This window comes from Nocardia mexicana NBRC 108244, from assembly GCF_001613165.1.
GTDB classification, from domain to species: domain Bacteria; phylum Actinomycetota; class Actinomycetes; order Mycobacteriales; family Mycobacteriaceae; genus Nocardia; species Nocardia mexicana.
Map to the genome: position 1 here is coordinate 82,472 of NZ_BDBV01000022.1, position 16,774 is coordinate 99,245.

The window sequence follows — 16,774 nt, forward strand, 5'->3', positions numbered from 1 at the left end:
GAGAATGTTATTCTCTTCAGGGATGCACCGCAATGCCGTCGGCCCGCGCGGCCGCGAGGTCGCCGCGGACCACGAACTTCTGGATCTTCCCGCTGGCGGTGCGTGGAAAGTCGTCGACGACGTGCACTTCCTCGGGCCATTTCTGTTTGGCCAGACCGGCTTCGGCGAACCGGCCGCGCACGTCGTGCAGGGTCGGGGCCGGGCTGCCGGGGCGCAGGCGCAACACCGCCGCGGTGCGTTCGCCCAGCCGCGCATCGGGCACGGCCACCGCGACCGCCTCGGTGACGCCCGGCAGGGTCAGCAGCACCTCCTCGACCTCGAGTGCGCTGATGTTCTCGCCGCCGCGAATGATCATGTCGGACTTGCGGTCCGTGACCGTGAGGTAGCCGTCCTCGTCCATGACGCCGACATCGCCGGTGTGGTACCACCCGTCGGCGTCGAAGGCGGCGGCGGTGAGCTCCGGGTCGGTGTAGCCGACGCAGAGATCCGGTCCGCGGCTGAGGATTTCGCCGTCCGCGGCGAGGCGCACCTCCACGCCGGGCAGCGCGGCGCCGTCGGTGAACAGCCGCTTGTGCTCGGGCGCGGTGTGGCGCGAGCCGGTGATCGACGGGTGCTCGGTGCTGCCGTAGGAGCGGTACACGACGATGCCGAGCCGGGCCAGGCGGGTGGTCACCGCCGCGGGCACCGGGGCGCCGCCGAGCCCGGCGTAGCGGAGGTAGGGGAGATGGTCGGGGGTGTAGCCGGGATGATCCAGCAGGCTCGTGACGTAGTAGGGCACGCCGCCGCCGACGGTGAGCCGCTCGCGGGTCATCAGCCCGAGCACCGTGGCCGGATCCCACGCGTCGATCAGGTTGATCGGCACCCGGTCCAGTACGGGGATCAGGAATGCGTTGACCATGCCGATGAAGTGACCCACCGGCGCCGCCGTGAGCTGGTTGCCGCGATCGGCCGGATACATCCCGGCCAGCTGCCGGGTCTCGTACCCGAGCGTGTGATGGCTGTGCACAACGCCTTTGGGGGCGCGGGTCGTGCCGGAGGTGAACGCGACCAGCGCGGGCTCGGCAGGGTCGATGCGTAGCGTCCCGCGCATCGGCTTGGGGTCGAGCAGGTCGTCGAAGTCCCGCCCGACCACCGCGACGATCGGGATGTCCGAGCACAGATCGGCGATGTCCGGCCGGTCAGTGGACACGAAGACCCGCGGCCGCGCCGCGGGCAGGATGTGGGCGAGTTCCCGGCGGCCGTAGAAGTGCACGATCGGCACCACCGCCGCGCCGAGGAACGCCGACGCCCAGAACACCGCCGCGGCTTCCATCCAGTTGGGCAGTTGGAAGGCGACCGTATCGCCGGGACCGACACCGCGGCGGCGCAATCCGGCGGCGAGCCTCCTCGCGATCCGCTCGACCTCGCCGAACGTGCCCGACCACGGCCGCTGCGCGGAGTGGATGCGGAATTCCGTGCCCGGGGCCGCAGCCAATCCACCGGCCAGCAGATCGCCGATCGTCTCGGAGGTCCACCAGCCCTCCGCCCGATAGCGGCGGGTCAGTTCGTGGGGGATCGTGCGCATCGGGCGAACTCCCATCCGGTGCCGGCACCGGGCGTACCGGTCCATCGTGTCCGGCGCGACAGCTCCGTATATTCTCCTGGTAAGAGAACCACATTTTCTCATGGGAGAACAAGACATGGTTGAGCTCGAGCTGGACGACGGTCTGGCGGTCGTGACCATCAATCGCCCGCAGGCCCGCAATGCCATCGCGCCGGACACGATGGACCAGTTGGACAAGGCGATCGACGCCGCGTCCGAGGCGCGGGCCCTCGTGATCACGGGGGCGGGCGACCGGGCCTTCGTCTCGGGCGGTGACCTCAAGGAGCTGGCCGCGCTGCGGACCGAGGCGCAGGCGTCCGCCATGGCCGAGCGGATGCGCGGCATCTGCGACCGGCTCGCGTCGTTCCCCGGGCCGGTGATCGCCGCGCTCAACGGGCATGCGCTGGGCGGCGGGGCCGAGGTCGCGATGGCGGCGGATATCCGAATCGCGGCCGACGACATCAGGATCGGCTTCAATCAGGTATCGCTGGCGATCATGCCCGCCTGGGGCGGTGCGGAACGGCTGGCCCGGCTGGTCGGCCAGGGGCGTGCGCTGCTGCTCGCGGGTTCCGGCGCGATTCTCGATGCCGCGGCCGCGGAGCGGGCCGGGCTGGTGGACCGGGTGCTGCCGCGCGCGGAATTCGGCGCGGGCTGGCGCGCGCTGGCCCGGTCATTGGCGACCGCGCCCGCCGGGGAGGTCAAGCGCGTGGTGGGTGGTGTATCCCCGGCCGAGGCCGTCGCCGCGTTCGCCCGGCTCTGGGTCGCCCCCGAGCATTGGGCCGCCGCAGAGCGGGTGATGAACCGCGCCAAGTGATCTCGCCCGGGGAGGCGGCGCCGGGCACGACCACCCGGCTTCCCGAGGCACGTTGCGCAACTGCCGTCCGGTGAATGAGGAGTGACACAGATCACATTTCTCGAGGTGAGGTCTGCGTCACAGCGATGGATAACCGGGTTACCGTGTCTTCGGTAGATTCCCCCGTGGGGCGATGCGGCGCTACGGTCACCAGCCCAGACTCGCCGTCCGCTCTCGGTGCGACCGTCGGCTCCCTCGGATAAGCCGCCGCCCGATCGGCGGCGCACCGACTCCGGCCGGCCGCCGGACGGCGGGGTGCCGGCACGACGGGGCCCGGCCGTGGGACTGCCGTGATCTTCACATTCGAGAGGCGGGATGAGAACCATGGCTGTGCGATCCGTCGACCCCAGTGACCAGAACGTTCGGGACCTCTACCCGGCGGCCCGCAATCGGCCCCGCGCGCGCCGACGGCCCCGGCGGTATCGCCTGGCGGTCGTCGCACCGAGCGCCGCGGACGTCATCCGCCACGTCGGGGGCTGGCTGTTCGATCGAACCTACGCGGGGTGGGAGGTCACGGTGCTGGTTTCCGACTGCTCCGACGCCCGCCCACTGGGCATCCTCGGCGCGACGGTGCTGGACCTGGAGAAATCCCTGGCCGCTCCGGTGCACAACGTCTGGCCGAACGCGGTGGCGGTGGACGCCCGGACCTATCTGGCCGACGTTCGAGTGCGCGCCGGTGTGCACGAATGTCTCGATCGCGGCCTGGCGGAGGTCTCGGTGTGGGGCGACGGGTGGCTCGGTGAACTGGACGGCCGGATCGAACCCGTTCAGCACCGGGTGAGCGTCGCCGCGCGGGCGTTCAAGGCCTGCGCGCTGGACGCGGCGGGATTCCCAGCCGACCCGGTCGAGACGACGGAGGTGTTCCGGACGGCCGAATTGATGTCCGACTGCCGCCGCTCGGGCGATCTGCTGTCGGCGAGGCCGGTCGCGGGGGTCTGACCCGGCGGACGCGGTGCGGTCACCGCGGCGATCGCCGACACGGTTCGGGGTCGCCGGGTGACCGCCGCTGTCGCATGTCCGGGTGCTCCGGCGCAGCTGGTGAGCTGCCGAATGCTCCCGCTGTACTGACGGCCGGTCGTCCCCGTGCCCACTGTTGCGCGGTCGATTATGCAAGTGTGAGAATCTAATTACCATCACACGGTAACTGTGTTACCGTCGCTAACGGTCGGCACGCTCAATCGCAGGAGTTCTCCGCATGACTGACTTCGATTCGGTGGACTACTTCACCGATCCCGCCCTCGTTCCGGATCCGCACCCGTACTTCGACCATCTGCGGTCGAAATGCCCGGTCACGCAGGAGCCGCACCACGGGGTCTACGCGGTCACCGGGTACGAGGAGGCGGCGGAGGTGCTGAAGGATCCCGGCCTGTTCTCGTCGGTGATCTCGGTGGGCGGGCCGTTTCCGCCGCTGCCGTTCGCGATCGAGGGCGACGACATCTCCGGGCTGATCGAGCAGCACCGGACCACCATGCCGATGTTCGAGCACATGGTGACGATGGATCCGCCGCAGCACACCTACGCCCGCTCACTGCTGGCCCGGCTGCTGACGCCCGCGCGGCTGAAGGAGAACGAGGATTTCATGTGGCGGCTGGCGGACCGCCAGCTCGACGAATTCCTGGCCGACGGGCGGTGCGAGTTCCTCGCGGCCTACGCCAAGCCGTTCTCCCTGCTGGTCGTCGCCGACATGCTCGGCGTCCCCGAGGAGGACCACCAGCAGTTCCGCATCGTGCTCGGCGCCGCCCAGCCCGGCGCACGCGTCGGAGCGCTCGACGACGAGGTGCTGGTGTCGAATCCGCTGGAGTGGCTGGACGAGAAGTTCGTCTCCTACATCAGCGATCGGCGGGAGCATCCGCGCGACGACGTCCTGACATCGCTGGCGCTGGCGAAGTATCCGGACGGATCCACCCCGGAGGTCATCGATGTGGTGCGGTCGGCGACGTTCCTCTTCGCCGCGGGGCAGGAGACGACGGCCAAGCTGCTGAGCGCGTCCCTGCGCATCCTGGGCGATCACCCCGAGGTGCAGCGGCAGTTGCGCGAGGACCGCAGCCGGATTCCGGCGTTCATCGAGGAGACGCTGCGGATGGACGCTCCGGTCAAGAGCGGGTTCCGGCTGGCGACCCGGGCGACGACGGTCGGCGACGTCGATATTCCGGTGGGCTCGACGGTGATGTTCTGCCCCGGCGCGGCCAACCGCGATCCGCGCCGCTTCGCGGAACCGCACGAATTTCGCTTGGACCGCAAGAACTTCCGCGAGCACATGGCGTTCGGGCGCGGGGTGCACACCTGCCCCGGCAGCCCGCTCGCGCGAGCCGAGGGGCGCATCTCGATCGAACGGATCCTGGACCGGATGCTCGATATCACCGTCGACGAGGAGCGCCACGGCCCGGCCGGGGAGCGCCGCTACGACTACGAACCCACCTACATCCTGCGCGGGCTGTCCAACCTGCACATCAACTTCACCCCCAATCCCTGAGTGCTACGAATCGAGGTAACCCATGTCCGGACGGGTAGAGGGCAAGGTCGCGTTCATCACCGGTGCGGCCCGCGGCCAGGGCCGCAGCCACGCCGTGCGATTGGCGCAGGAGGGCGCGGACATCATCGCCGTCGATGTCTGCAAGCCGGTCAGCGGCACCGACCTGATCCCGGCCTCCACGCCCGACGATCTGGCCGAAACCGCCGATCTGGTCAAGGGACTCGGCCGCCGCATCGTGACCACCGAGGTCGACGTCCGCGACTTCGACGCGCTGCGGGCCGCCGTGGACAGCGGCGTGGAGGAACTGGGGCGCCTCGATATCGTCGTGGCCAACGCCGGTATCGGCAACGGCGGCGAGACGCTGGACAAGACCAGCGAAGAAGACTGGCAGACGATGATCGACATCAATCTGGGCGGCGTCTGGAAGGCGGCGAAAGCCGGTGTGCCGCACCTGATCGCGGCGGGCGGCGGCTCGATCATCCTGACCAGTTCGGTGGGCGGGCTCAAGGCGTACCCGAACACCGGCCACTACGTCGCCGCCAAACACGGTGTGGTGGGCCTGATGCGGGCCTTCGCGGTCGAACTCGGCGAGCACTCCATCCGGGTCAACTCGGTGCACCCGACCAACGTCAACACGCCGATGTTCATGAACGAGGGCACCATGAAGCTGTTCCGCCCGGACCTGGAGAATCCGACCAAGGAGGATTTCGAGCCGGTCGCGAAGTTCATGCACGTGCTGCCCGTCGGCTGGGTCGAGCCGGTCGACATCAGCAACGCGGTGCTGTACCTGGCTTCCGACGAATCGCGCTTCGTCACCGGGGTCACGCTCCCGGTGGACGGCGGCAGCCTACTGAAGTAGGGCGGGGGTCCTGCTAAAAGCAAGCAAGGCTTGTGGTTTTCGAAACAGCATGGCCCTGCGTGCTTTTGGCAGGGCCCTGCTGTTGTCAGTCGAAAGTGCAGCCCTGGGCCGGCTTGTCGGTGAGCCGGTCCATCAGATAGGACACGGCGTTGTTGGTGCCGTATCCATCGATGAGTTCGGGCCCGAAGTGGTTGGGGAGCACCGCGCCCGGGGCGATCGGGGGCAGGGAGTTGGTGCGGAAGGTGACGGTGGCGCCGGAGGCGCACCAGTCGTCGGCGAGCCGCCGCGCCTGCCCGTAGGGGATGGTGTCGTCGTTGACGCCGCTCGTCACCAGCACCGGTGCGGACGGGGTCAGCGTTCCGATCCGCTGGTCGCGCACGATCCGGTCGGCCGCCGGGACCTCGCGCATATGGTCGCCCAGCGGACGATGATCCGCGGTGAAGTCGGTGGTGCGCGTGAACGGGTGCTCGAGGATAACGTCGGCGATGCACTCGTTCTCGAGCTCGCCGAGCAGCGCCCGGCCCGCGGGCGAGATCCGCTCGTCGAAATCCCGGTGCAGGTCGGGGTAGCGAGCGAGGAATCCGTTGAGGGAGAACCCGATTGCGGCGCCGATCAGGTTGCCGTCGATGCCGCCGATTACGGCCGCGAGATCGGCGGGCGGCGCACCGGCCCAGACTCCCTTCAGATTCAGTTCGGGGGCATCGGTCGGCTGCATCTCCGCGGCCGCGGCGGTGGCCCCGCCGCCCTGCGAGTAGCCCCAGAATGCCAGCGGCGTCGTCGATCCGCTCCCGGCCAGGTTGTTCGCGGCGCGGGCGGCGTCGAGCACCGCATGGGCCTCCTCGACGCGATTGGTATAGGTGTGGACGCCGGGGGTGCCCATGCCGACGTAATCGGTGATGAAGACGCGGGCGCCCAGCGAGTTCCAGGTGAGTGCCGACACCGCCTCCTGATTCGCCGACATGCTCAACCGGCCGAGGTCGGCGTACAAGCCCGTCGAGATCGCCTTCGAGGTAGCGCACTGGTCGCCCTGGCCGACCGTGCCGGGGGCGATGACGACGGTGGGCCGCGGGCCTGCGCCCTGCCACGGCCGGGTGGCGTCGAGGAAGATCCCCGACACCGGCACCGGATCGCCGTCCTGGGTGCGCGAGGTGTAGAGGACCCGCTGCGCGGCCGCGGGCCACTGCCCGTCGGAGCCTGGCGGCACGGTGAGAACCGGCACCGGCTCGGTCTTGACGATCGCCCCCGGCTCGGTGGCGAATTGTGCTGGCGGAGTGTAGAAATCGGCCGCGGAGGCGGTCCCCGCGGTCAGGCAGCTCGCCGCGGCGGCGGTGCACAGGGCCAAAGTCAGCGCCGTGATTCGCACGGTCCGGGTGCCTCGGGCGCGGGCCGGGGGAATGCGACGGAGGTGTGGCTGCATGGGCTTCTTTCTCTGCTGATTCCGGTCACGCGGGCGGCGGCGCGCGGTGCGGTGTCCGCGGCGCGGCGCCCGGTCGATTGCCACCGGGTCGGGGGCGGTGCATCGCCGAAACCGCTGGTGGCGTCGGCGCGCGGGTACCGGGCCCGGGTACGTCCGGGCCCTGCCGAAAGCACGGTAACACAGTTACTGTGCGGGTCGTCCGGCGTCGGCGCGGTGAGATGTCACAGTCGTCAGGCGTCGCCCGTTGTGCCCGGCCCCGGGTCGTAGGGCGAGATGAACGAGGGCCGCAGCACCAGCGTCTGCGCCGCGCCCGGTGGTGATTTCTGCGCGTGCGCGGCCGCCGCGAGGGGTTCGTTGTTGGTGGTCAGCCGGTAGATGATCCGGTCCAGGGCGGGCAGGATCTCGGTGACCTCTATGGCGCCGGTGGCGAACCGGCCGATCAGCGCGTGGACCATATTCGTCAGTATCAACCCCAGGTCGGCGATGTATTCCGGGTCAAGGTTCGCGAACAGGCTGCTGGCGGAGGGGAGGACGGCGTCGAAACCTTGGGCGTCGAGTCGCTGCGCGGCCGGGCCGGTGCGGACCAGGAAGTACGCCTCGAGCATGCGGGGGTGGCGCTCCCAGGGTTCGAAGATATAGCGCAGCATCCGCATGAGTCCGTCCCGCAGTGTCTCGTCGTCGGGCGGGGCCGGCATCTCGGTGTAGGTGTTGGTGGCCATCCAGTGCTCGATGGCGCTGAGAATCAACGCATCCCGGGTGGGGTACAGCTTGTAGACCGTGGTCAGCGAGACGCGCGCACGCCGAGCCACTTCGCGCAGCTGGACGGCGTCGTAGCCGTCGGACTCGAGTAAGGCCAGCACCGTGTCGATGATCTTCGCCGCCGCGTCCGAGCCCGTCCTGTCCACCCGCCCACAGTAACGCAGTTATTTCGGTAACCGGATTACTCTGGGGTCGCGGAAGTCCTTGACAGCCGAGTTCTACGGTGTCTAGTTTCGAATCGCCCCAGGGAGCACCGATTTCGGCCGCGAGCCGCCGACGGAGCCCTCGGTTGCCGGTGTCGGCCGGTCGTGCGCGTCATGGCCCCGAATTGCCCGCGGGGGCGTTTCCGTTCGTGGTCTGGAGGTCAGTCTTGCCCGCATTCACCCGTCGTTCCTTTCTTGCCGGTGCCGTCGTGGCGGGGGCGGGGGTGGCCGCGGCGGTCCCGGGCAGCGCGGGGGCGGGCACCGGGGCGGGAGTGCGAAGAATTCGCGCGGTGCGCGAGGAGCACCGGGTCCTCGTGATCGGCTCCGGGTTCGGCGGCGGGGTCACCGCACTGCGCCTGGCCGAGGCGGGGGTTCCGGTGACGGTGCTCGAGCGGGGGCTGCGCTGGCCGACCGGCCCGAATGCCGAAACGTTCCCGCACGCAACGAATCCCGACAAGCGCATCCTCTGGTACGGGTCCGCCCCGCAGCTGTTCGGCAGGCCGGTCGCCTTCGAGCCGTACGCCGGACTCGTCGAGGCGGTCCCCGGCGAGAACATGACGGCACTGTGCGCGGCCGGAGTCGGCGGCGGATCGCTGGTGTACCAGGGCATGTCGCTGCAGCCCGCCGAGGACGTGTTCGATGCGAACCTGCCGCAGGAGCTCGACTGGCAGACGATGAACCGGGTGCACTACCCCAGGGTCGCGCGCATGCTGGGCCTTGCCGTCGCCCCGGACGAGCTGATCGAGACGCCGAACTACCGGGCCGCGCGGGTGTTCGCCGATCACGTGCGGCGCGCCGGGCTGCCGCTGTCGAAGATCCCGATGCCGATCGACTGGAACTACGCGCTCGACGAACTGCGCGGCCGGATGAAGCCGTCCTATACCAACGGCGACGGGGCGATGGGGGTGAACAACGGCGGCAAGCATTCGGTCGACGTCACCTACCTCGCCGCGGCGGAGGCCACCGGGCGGGTGACGGTGGAACCGCTGCACCGCGTCACCGATATCGAGCGGGCCGGGGACGGCCGGTGGACCGTCCACGTCGACCGGACCGATGCGTCGGGCACGGTGCTGGAGAACAAGATTCTCACCGCCGCGACGCTGGTGCTGGCGGCGGGCAGTCTGAACACCACCAAACTGCTGGTGCGCGCCGCGGCCAAGGGGCAGATCCCGGACCTGCCGGACGGGCTCGGCGGCGGCTGGGGGACCAACGCCGATCGGATCTACGCGTGGACCTGCTTCGACGACAACGTCGGCGAGGCGCAGGGCGGACCCGTCGTCTACGGCAGCCTGAACTGGTCGGATCCGGCCACCGCCACCACCGTCATCCAGGCCTCGATTCCGCCGATGGGCATGGACGCGCGCAGCACCATGCTCGTCGGCTACGGCGTCAGCGAGGCGCGGGGGCGGTTCGTCTACGACTCGGCCACCGACGACGCCAGGCTGCAGTGGCCCGGGACCGGGGATTCGATTGCGCAGAACGGCCACATCGGCCCGCTGGTACAGCGCATCGCGGGGTCGGCGAGCGTGCTGACCGATACCAACGCCGTATTCCCGTCGACCTGGCATCCGCTCGGCGGCGCGAGCATGGGGTCGGTCTGCGATCTCGACGGCCGGGTGCTCGGGCAGCGCGGGCTGTACGTCCTCGACGGAGCCCTGATGCCCGGCACCTGTGCGGCCTGCAATCCCTCGATGACCATCGCGGCCGTGGCGGAGCGGGCGCTGGACAACCTGGTCGCGAAGGATGTCGGCACGATCATCTGACGCGACCACGCACGGCCGGTGCGGCTCGAATCGCTACTCCGGCAACGGTTCTGCGGCCTTCCCGACGGGAACCGGCTCCGGCTCCGCGCGGACGGCGGTGGGTCTCGCCCCGCGCCCCGGCGCCCAGACCGCGAGGACGACGGCCACCGCCAGCGTGATGACGCCGAGTGTTGCCGAGGCCTGCCGGAGTCCGTGGACGAACGCCGCCTCGGCCGCCTGGGCGAGCGGGGCCGCCTGCGGGCCGATGTGGTCGGTGACCTGGAGCGCGCCCGCGAGCGAACCGGCGACCGGATCCCGGATCGGCTCGGGGATCAGCGGCAGCAGCGGGCCGATGCGGTGGGAGTATCCGGCGGCGAGAACGCTTCCGGCGAGGGCGATTCCGACAGCGGCGCCCACCTCGCGGGCCGCGTCGTTGACCGCGGCCGCGACGCCCTGCTTATCGGCCGGGGCGTCGTTGACGATCGCCGCGGTGGCCGGCGCCGCCGACAGGCCCAGCCCGGTGGACATGATCAGCAGCGGCCACAGCACGTCGACGAAGGTGCTGTCGACGGACAGCCGCGAGAGCGCCAGCAGGCCCACGCCGACGATGGTCAGCCCGGCGGCGGTCGGCACGCGCAGTCCGTACCGCTCGGCCAGCCAGGGCGCCACCAGCGAGAGGGCGATCATGGGCGCGATCATCGGTGCCATCGCCAGTGCTGACATCAGCGGCCTGTACCCGAGGATCAGTTGGAAGAACTGCACGATCACCATGAACAGGCCGAAGGACACCAGGAACTGGATCGCGACCGACACCGTGCCGGTGCCGAATCCGCGCCGGGCCAGCAGTCGCACGTCCAGCAGGGGATGGCCGGACCGCAGCTCGATCAGCGTGAACACCGCGGCCGCCGCGCTCCCCGCGAGCGCGGCGGCGATCACGACCGGATCCGACCAGCCGCGCTGCGGGGCCTCCAGTGCGGCGATCACGAGCAGGCCGACCGCGGCCGCGCCCGACAGGGCTCCCCACGGGTCGAAGGGCGGCCGGGACGCGTCGAGCGATTCGGGCACCGTGCAGGCGGCGATCGCCAGCACGGCACCGATCACCGTCATGGCCACGGTGATCGACATCCACGACCAGTACTCCATCAGCAGGCCCGAACCGAGAATCCCCAGAACCGCACCGCCGCCGACGGTTCCGGCCCAGATCCCGACCGCGATGTTGCGGCCCTCCGCGGGCAGCTTCGTCGTGAGGATCGACAGCGTCGACGGCATGACGAAGGCGGCGCCGACGCCACCGAGGGTCCGCGCCGCGATCAGCCAGACCGGCCCGTCGGCCACCAGCGGTAACGCGGAGGCGAGCGCGAATATCGCGAGGCCGCCGATCAGCATCGCGCGCCGCCCGTAGCGGTCTCCGAGGGCGCCCGCCGGGAGAACCAGGCAGGCCAGCGCGAGGGTGTAGCCGTCGATGATCCAGGTCAGCTGGGACTGTGTGGCGCCGGTGTCGGCCGCGATCTCGGGCAGTGCGGTGTAGAGCGCGGCCATGGACGCCACGACCAGCGCGACTGCCAGGCACGACAGCAGCACCACCCATCGCAGCCTGGCGGACCACTGCGTCACCGTCGTGTCCATGATGTTCTCCCCGAGAAATGAAACTGACAGTATCGTTACGCTACTAGAAGTAGCATAAGTAGGGTCATCGGCGACAGCCATTCCCGAGGAGGAATCCTTCGTTCATGACCACGAGCGGTGCCGCCGATCGGCCGGGGAATGACGAGGACATCGATCCACGCAAGGTGCGGTCGCGCGCACGACTGCTCGATGCCGCCACCGGACTGCTGAAAGCCGGTGGGCTGGAAGCGGTTACGATCGATGCGGTGACGCGCGCGTCGAACGTCGCGCGGACGACCCTGTACCGGCATTTCGACAATGTCGTGCAACTGCGTGCCGCGACGCTCGAGTACATGCTGCCGCCGGTGGTCGAGGCGCCGACGACGGGAACCCTGCGCGACCGCCTGGTCGAACTGGTCGGCCGCCAGGCCGACGTGATCAACGATGCTCCGGTCCACCTGACGACCCTGGCCTGGCTCGCGACCGCGGAGCGACTCGACGACACCCGGACCTCGCGCGTCGGCTCGCTGCGCCACCAGCTCATAGAGCGCTACCGCCGCCCGTTCGACGAACTCTTCGACAGTCCCGACGCTCGGGCCCTGCTCACCGCCCGCGACCTGGAATCGGTACTCGCCCAACTCATCGGACCGGTCGTCTTCGTGCGCCTCACCGGAATCGGCCACGCGACCCGCGCGGACTGCGCCCGCATCGTCGACGACTTCCTGGCGGCCTGCGGGCGCGGGGGTGACTCGGGCGGGTCCGCCCCGAATCGGTGAGGGTGATGCAATTGCATAGCGGAACCATTCAAGTAATGGCACGCGTTGCAGTATTTCGGCCAACGCAAACACGCGGACTGGACGGTTTTGTTTTAGATCACCGTAATATTACGGATGCACGTGCATCGGTGTGACCAGCGCTTATTCCGAAGTGTCCGCGGCCGCGCGTTCGGAGGTTTGTTGCAACAAACCGGGCCCGAATGAAATTACTTACCGGTAGGCGACATTCGCCCGCCGGTGACATGGACTCCGGCAAAATTCGGAATACCCTTGGTGGGGCAACCAACCGCGGCGTCGGTTACCGGGCAGTGTTTGTTCGCCCCGGGAGTCGACAGCAGGGGGTCGGACGAGACATGTGAAGCGCTGGCTGGTCAGTCGCTCGAGAGTGAGGTGAGGATGGCCCGATGAAGGAGAGCGCCCCGGCGCCGCATCGGTGCGTGCAATCCCGGGGTGCCCTCCGGTTGGCTCGACCGAACGTGGTATGGCAGTTCGACCAGTGCATGAAGCCCGGAGAACCACCGGCCGGAGGGGAGTCGTCATCGAGCGGCGATGTGGAGCGTCGCCCTCGATGCTGGCCGTTCGCCAGCCGAGCCTGAGCTTCAGGTTACTCACCGGCGAGTAGGTCACAACCCCTACGCGGTCAATGGCCTTTGACGTCCTGTTCGCGGGATGTCGGGGAACGGTGAGAGAACGGCCCGCAAAGCCGATTCATGTACTTCTTTGCAGTCACCGCTGCCGGATGGCTAATCGCCATTTGTCGGACCACGATCGGAGTTGGTGTGGCAAGGCTGTATTTAGTGCCGAAGGATGTTTGATGCTCGAAGACAGCAAAGATCTCGAAGAGATCACGGAAGACGGCTACGTGGAGCTCACATTCGAGCTGAAGCCCGACCCGGACGCGGTGTACTCGCTACCCGGAACCGGGTTCGTCAGGGGCGAACAACCGCCCAAATGAGACTTGCCTGAAGCTATTCGAACCCATCGGGAGGTGAGGTTTGCGCGGTGCGGGCCGTTCTCTATGACGGGTCCGACCAGATAGTGACGTTGCACACGACGGGCTTCCTGAACCGGCGTTGCGCTTCGGCATCGTTCCATACTGTAGACGTTGCAAAGATGCTACGGTTCTCTGCATCCTGTCGGTCGCGGTGGTCGTGCGTGAGTGCTGTCGTCGACCACCGCGGCCGACCATCAAAGAACCCAACCTCACAGAGGGGACCCGACGTCATCGATCAGACTCGATGCCGGCGTATGAACAGCACCTGATGAGGGTTCGCCCGAACCCTTCAACTTAGGAGCTTCGACACCAGCCATGGCCAATCCACCAGCAAACAACTCGAGATCCGACACCCACGCCAACGCCAACACGACATTCAGCATCCGCCTGCGGCCCCAGGACTACCGGACGTTGATGAGCTACGCGAACCTCCGCAAGATCTCCCTCGCGGAGCTGGCGCGCGAGTTCATCCTCGACGGGCTGCGCAACGCGCTGGATCCAGCCGAGATCGAGCGGCAGATGGAAGAAGAGAAGCAGCGCCTGCTACACGCGGCCGAGCGGCTGCGCCAGGAATCGCTGGCCGGTGGCGGCCGCGACGACACCTGACCGGAGCGTCAAGGACGGAGCCCACGGGCTCCGTCTTTTTGTTGCCCAGATGATGCTGGAAACCATCGGCCGCACCGGTTCTCAGCGGGTTGTGGCGGCGGTTCTCTGGTGCTGTAAGCTCGCGTGTGCCCGAAGGCGCCGACCGGTCGCTCACCGGGTGAACGCGGATGGAAGGAGCCCTTGCGCGACGATGGTCATCTCTTCAGGGAACGCGGAACCCGGCGAGGGTCCGGACGGCGACGGCAGCGCCGACAAGGGGGAGAGGCTGCGGGGCAACTGGATCGATGCCCGCGTGTACGGGCTGGTATTGGTCGGCCTTATCGCGGGGGTTGTCTACGGTGTGGTGACTCGGGCGACGGGATTGCCGCTACCGGCCTCGGTCGCGGCGGGTTTCGGCGCCGGGATCGCAACGGCGTGCTGGATGGAGCGCTTCGATTGGCGTGCGCTGTCGACGACACAGCGTGGTTGGAAGCTGATGGCCGGATCCGCGTCGGCGGGGATCTTCATGGCCTGGACGACCTTCGCGGTCACCCCCGGAGAACTCGCACTTCGGATATTCGCGGCCCTGACCGCCTATGCGATCGCGTTCGCCGGGGCGCTGGCGTTCTCCGACCACATCGTCAAACCGTAGGTGCGACGGCGCGGTGGTGGATGGGGCCGTCGGTGGTGCTCAGTGGTGCTGTCTCGCCGCCGTGTCGGGTCGCGATGAATTCGGCGGCGATGGCTACGGCGGTCTCGGCGGGGGTGCGGGCGCCGAGGGCCAGGCCGATGGGGGAGTGCAGGCGGGAGAGTTGGTCGTCGCGGATTCCGGTGGTGCGGAGGCGGTTCAGCCGGTCGTGGTGGGTGCGGCGTGAGCCCATCGCGCCCACGTAGGCCAGTGGGAGACGCAGGGCGAGGGCCAGCAGGGGGACGTCGAATTTGGCCTCGTGGGTGAGGACGCATACCACGGTGCGCGCGTCGATGAGGCCGCGGTCGGACTGGTCGGCCAGGTAGCGGTGCGGCCAGTCGACGGTCACCTCGTCGGCATCGGGAAACCTTGTGCGCGTGGTGAATACGGGCCGGGCATCGCACACCGTCACGTGATAGTCGAGGAGCTTTCCGGCGCGGGCCAGTGCGACCGCGAAGTCGGTCGCTCCGAATATCAGCAGGCGCGGCGGTGGCGCGAACGTCGCCACGAACAGGTCCGTGCCCGGGTGATCCGGCAGGGGCAGCAGGCCGGTCCGGTTCGCGTCGAGCATGGCCCGGGCCTGATCGACCACCGATGCGTCTAGATCGGCTGTGCTGGTCGTGCCAGCCCCGCTGGTCGTGTCAGGCCCGCCGGTCTTGCCCGTCGTGCCGGTCGTGGCAGTTGTGCCGGTCGTGCCGGTCGTGCCAGTTGTGCCGGTCGTGCCGGTCGTGCCAGTTGTGCCGGTCGTGCCGGTCGTGGCAGTTGTGCCGGTCGTGCCCGCCCCGCCAGCCCCGCCGGTCCCGCGGGTCTTGCCTGTCGTTCCAGTGCTGCCGGTCGCGCCGAGGTGGCGGTCGGGCCAGATCGCGATCATCGAGCCGTGGGTGTCGAGAACCTGTGCGAGAGCTACACGTTCGCCATTCGCGATCGCTGCGAGGGCCTGTTGCGGCACCGGGCCGGGCGCGACCGCCACGTCGAGGGTTCCGCCGCAGGTCAATCCGACCGCGAAGGCGTCATCGTCGCTGTAGCCGAAGGATTCTCGCAGGGCGCGCCCCGTGCGCAGCGACTCGCGGCACAGCTCGTACACCGCGCCGTCCACGCACCCGCCCGATACGCTGCCGACCGCGTCGCCCTCGGCCGACACCGCCAGCGCGGTGCCCGGGGCGCGCGGGGCGCTTCCGGTCACCGCCACGATGGTGGCAACGGCATACCGCACCCCGGCCACGTTCCACTCGCGGAGTTGCCCTAGGACATCACGCATTTCGCCCTCCCGTCGGCGCGCCGAGACCAGCGGCTCCTGTGCGGCAGCGCTCCGTTTCGAGCCGAATCACCGGACCTGCCGTGGGGCGCGCGTTTCCGAGCGCCGGTAGTCGGCCCAGGCCCAGCTCAGGGTTCGGCGGGCGATGACCGACAAGGCGTGGCGGCGGTAGGCGGCGGTGCCACGCACATCATCGATGGGCGACGCCGCTTCGGCGACGAGTTCGCCGAAGCGGGTCACTGTCTCGGGGGCCAATTCGGCCCGTGACTCCCATAGCCCGGCCGCGGCCAGTTCCTCGCCGAGGAACCTCTCCGCCGCATCGGCCCTGCGCGGCGTTGGCGCCGCGGAGCCGAGTCCCGTTCCGACACTGCCCCTTTCGGGGTGTAGTGCCAGCGCGAAGGTGGCGACGGCGATGACCATGGCGTTCCGGGTGCCGATCTTGGAGAACTGTTGCGGTCCGGTGGCGGGCGGCACCAGGAAGGCGGCGATCAGTTCGTCGGGTGCGAGGGTATTGCGTTTGACGCCGGTGTAGAAGTCACGGACGGGAATTCGGCGGATACCGCGAACGGAATGCGCCTCCACCAGCGTGTCGTCGGCGAGCAGCGGCGGGTGCGCGTCCCCCGCGGGTGAGGCCGCGCCCAGGTTCCCGCCGACCGTGCCCCGGTTGCGGATCTGCGGGGAACCGACCGTGCGCGCGGCCATCGCCAGCCCCGGAAGCCGTTGGCCGAGTTCGGCGATGATCCGGTGGTAGGTGACCCCGGCCCCTACTCGGAGACGCCCCTCGGCGGGCGCCCAGTCGGCGAGTTCGCCGATCCGGGTGAGGTCCAGCAGCGCGGCCGGGCGCGCACGGTCGAAGTTGAGCTCGACCATCACATCGGTGCCGCCGCAGAGCGGCACCGCGTTCGGATGCTCGGCTTTGGCGGCTAGGGCATCGGACCACGTGGCCGGACGCAGGAACTCCATATCGCAGGGCCTTTCCAGGG

15 protein-coding genes are annotated in these 16,774 nt (G+C 69.2%); 9 read left to right on the forward strand and 6 right to left on the reverse strand.

The genetic code is table 11. The features are described from left to right. Positions 1–16 precede the first annotated feature (16 nt). Complete coding sequence (locus tag NM1_RS08905; RefSeq protein WP_068016435.1) at positions 17–1,564, reverse strand: AMP-binding protein; 1,548 nt, start codon at positions 1,562–1,564, stop codon at positions 17–19. A 115-nt stretch (positions 1,565–1,679) separates the two neighbouring features. Here NM1_RS08905 and NM1_RS08910 point away from each other — a divergent pair, with 115 nt between their 5' ends. The 4 genes from NM1_RS08910 to NM1_RS08925 all read left to right on the forward strand — a co-directional run bounded on the left by NM1_RS08910 (position 1,680) and on the right by NM1_RS08925 (position 5,767). Continuing rightward, on the forward strand, positions 1,680–2,396 hold the full coding sequence (locus tag NM1_RS08910; RefSeq protein ID WP_068016884.1) for an enoyl-CoA hydratase/isomerase family protein: 717 nt from the start codon (positions 1,680–1,682) through the stop codon (positions 2,394–2,396). Between the two features lie 363 nt (positions 2,397–2,759). Then, positions 2,760–3,374 carry a hypothetical protein gene (locus NM1_RS08915; RefSeq protein ID WP_246010771.1) on the forward strand — a complete coding sequence of 205 codons (615 nt, stop codon included), beginning with the start codon at positions 2,760–2,762 and terminating at the stop codon, positions 3,372–3,374. A 256-nt stretch (positions 3,375–3,630) separates the two neighbouring features. Then, positions 3,631–4,908 (forward strand): cytochrome P450, encoded by a 1,278-nt coding sequence (locus NM1_RS08920; RefSeq protein WP_068016436.1) that lies wholly within the window; start codon positions 3,631–3,633, stop codon positions 4,906–4,908. A gap of 22 nt (positions 4,909–4,930) precedes the next feature. Continuing rightward, positions 4,931–5,767: a mycofactocin-coupled SDR family oxidoreductase gene (locus tag NM1_RS08925; RefSeq protein WP_068016440.1), complete on the forward strand. Its 837-nt coding sequence runs from the start codon at positions 4,931–4,933 to the stop codon at positions 5,765–5,767. Positions 5,768–5,852: 85 nt separating this feature from the next. Here NM1_RS08925 and NM1_RS08930 read toward each other — a convergent pair whose 3' ends face one another. Both NM1_RS08930 and NM1_RS08935 read right to left on the reverse strand, forming a co-directional pair. Continuing rightward, a complete protein-coding gene (locus NM1_RS08930) occupies positions 5,853–7,184 on the reverse strand; it encodes a lipase family protein (RefSeq protein WP_084519299.1) in 1,332 nt (443 codons plus the stop codon). Between the two features lie 230 nt (positions 7,185–7,414). Further along, positions 7,415–8,089, reverse strand: coding sequence for a TetR/AcrR family transcriptional regulator (locus NM1_RS08935; RefSeq protein WP_068016444.1), 675 nt, complete (start codon positions 8,087–8,089; stop codon positions 7,415–7,417). Positions 8,090–8,313: 224 nt separating this feature from the next. Between NM1_RS08935 and NM1_RS08940 the strand changes: the two genes are divergently transcribed. Next, a complete protein-coding gene (locus NM1_RS08940; protein WP_174556856.1) occupies positions 8,314–9,909 on the forward strand; it encodes a GMC oxidoreductase in 1,596 nt (531 codons plus the stop codon). Positions 9,910–9,942: 33 nt separating this feature from the next. Here NM1_RS08940 and NM1_RS08945 read toward each other — a convergent pair whose 3' ends face one another. Then, positions 9,943–11,514 carry an MFS transporter gene (locus tag NM1_RS08945; RefSeq protein ID WP_068016448.1) on the reverse strand — a complete coding sequence of 524 codons (1,572 nt, stop codon included), beginning with the start codon at positions 11,512–11,514 and terminating at the stop codon, positions 9,943–9,945. 104 nt (positions 11,515–11,618) lie between these two features. On the opposite strand from NM1_RS08945, the gene NM1_RS08950 reads away from it, so the two are divergent. From NM1_RS08950 to NM1_RS08960, 4 genes are all read left to right on the forward strand, one after another. After that, positions 11,619–12,269, forward strand: coding sequence for a TetR/AcrR family transcriptional regulator (locus tag NM1_RS08950; protein WP_068016451.1), 651 nt, complete (start codon positions 11,619–11,621; stop codon positions 12,267–12,269). Positions 12,270–13,083: 814 nt separating this feature from the next. After that, on the forward strand, positions 13,084–13,224 hold the full coding sequence (locus NM1_RS42085; RefSeq protein WP_157123877.1) for a hypothetical protein: 141 nt from the start codon (positions 13,084–13,086) through the stop codon (positions 13,222–13,224). A 354-nt stretch (positions 13,225–13,578) separates the two neighbouring features. Beyond that, positions 13,579–13,869, forward strand: a complete 291-nt coding sequence (locus NM1_RS08955; RefSeq protein ID WP_068016453.1) for a DUF6290 family protein — start codon at positions 13,579–13,581, stop codon at positions 13,867–13,869. Positions 13,870–14,059: 190 nt separating this feature from the next. Continuing rightward, complete coding sequence (locus NM1_RS08960; RefSeq protein WP_068016456.1) at positions 14,060–14,500, forward strand: hypothetical protein; 441 nt, start codon at positions 14,060–14,062, stop codon at positions 14,498–14,500. Here the strand turns inward: NM1_RS08960 and NM1_RS08965 are convergent. Beyond that, the gene (locus NM1_RS08965; protein WP_068016459.1) at positions 14,490–15,794 is read right to left on the reverse strand and encodes an XdhC family protein; all 1,305 of its coding nucleotides are present in this window, start codon (positions 15,792–15,794) and stop codon (positions 14,490–14,492) included. The genes NM1_RS08960 and NM1_RS08965 overlap by 11 nt on opposite strands. Before the next feature lie 66 nt (positions 15,795–15,860). Continuing rightward, positions 15,861–16,754: an FAD binding domain-containing protein gene (locus NM1_RS08970; RefSeq protein WP_068016463.1), complete on the reverse strand. Its 894-nt coding sequence runs from the start codon at positions 16,752–16,754 to the stop codon at positions 15,861–15,863. Positions 16,755–16,774: the final 20 nt, after the last annotated feature.

Coding starts and splice junctions, on each gene's coding strand:
- NM1_RS08950 (WP_068016451.1), top strand. CDS start 11,619: ATGACCACGAGCGGTGCCGCCGATCGGCCGGGGAATGACGAGGACATC.
- NM1_RS08965 (WP_068016459.1), bottom strand. CDS start 15,794: ATGCGTGATGTCCTAGGGCAACTCCGCGAGTGGAACGTGGCCGGGGTG.
- NM1_RS08920 (WP_068016436.1), top strand. CDS start 3,631: ATGACTGACTTCGATTCGGTGGACTACTTCACCGATCCCGCCCTCGTT.
- NM1_RS42085 (WP_157123877.1), top strand. CDS start 13,084: ATGCTCGAAGACAGCAAAGATCTCGAAGAGATCACGGAAGACGGCTAC.
- NM1_RS08915 (WP_246010771.1), top strand. CDS start 2,760: ATGGCTGTGCGATCCGTCGACCCCAGTGACCAGAACGTTCGGGACCTC.
- NM1_RS08960 (WP_068016456.1), top strand. CDS start 14,060: ATGGTCATCTCTTCAGGGAACGCGGAACCCGGCGAGGGTCCGGACGGC.
- NM1_RS08955 (WP_068016453.1), top strand. CDS start 13,579: ATGGCCAATCCACCAGCAAACAACTCGAGATCCGACACCCACGCCAAC.
- NM1_RS08925 (WP_068016440.1), top strand. CDS start 4,931: ATGTCCGGACGGGTAGAGGGCAAGGTCGCGTTCATCACCGGTGCGGCC.
- NM1_RS08930 (WP_084519299.1), bottom strand. CDS start 7,184: ATGCAGCCACACCTCCGTCGCATTCCCCCGGCCCGCGCCCGAGGCACC.
- NM1_RS08910 (WP_068016884.1), top strand. CDS start 1,680: ATGGTTGAGCTCGAGCTGGACGACGGTCTGGCGGTCGTGACCATCAAT.
- NM1_RS08905 (WP_068016435.1), bottom strand. CDS start 1,564: ATGCGCACGATCCCCCACGAACTGACCCGCCGCTATCGGGCGGAGGGC.
- NM1_RS08945 (WP_068016448.1), bottom strand. CDS start 11,514: ATGGACACGACGGTGACGCAGTGGTCCGCCAGGCTGCGATGGGTGGTG.
- NM1_RS08970 (WP_068016463.1), bottom strand. CDS start 16,754: ATGGAGTTCCTGCGTCCGGCCACGTGGTCCGATGCCCTAGCCGCCAAA.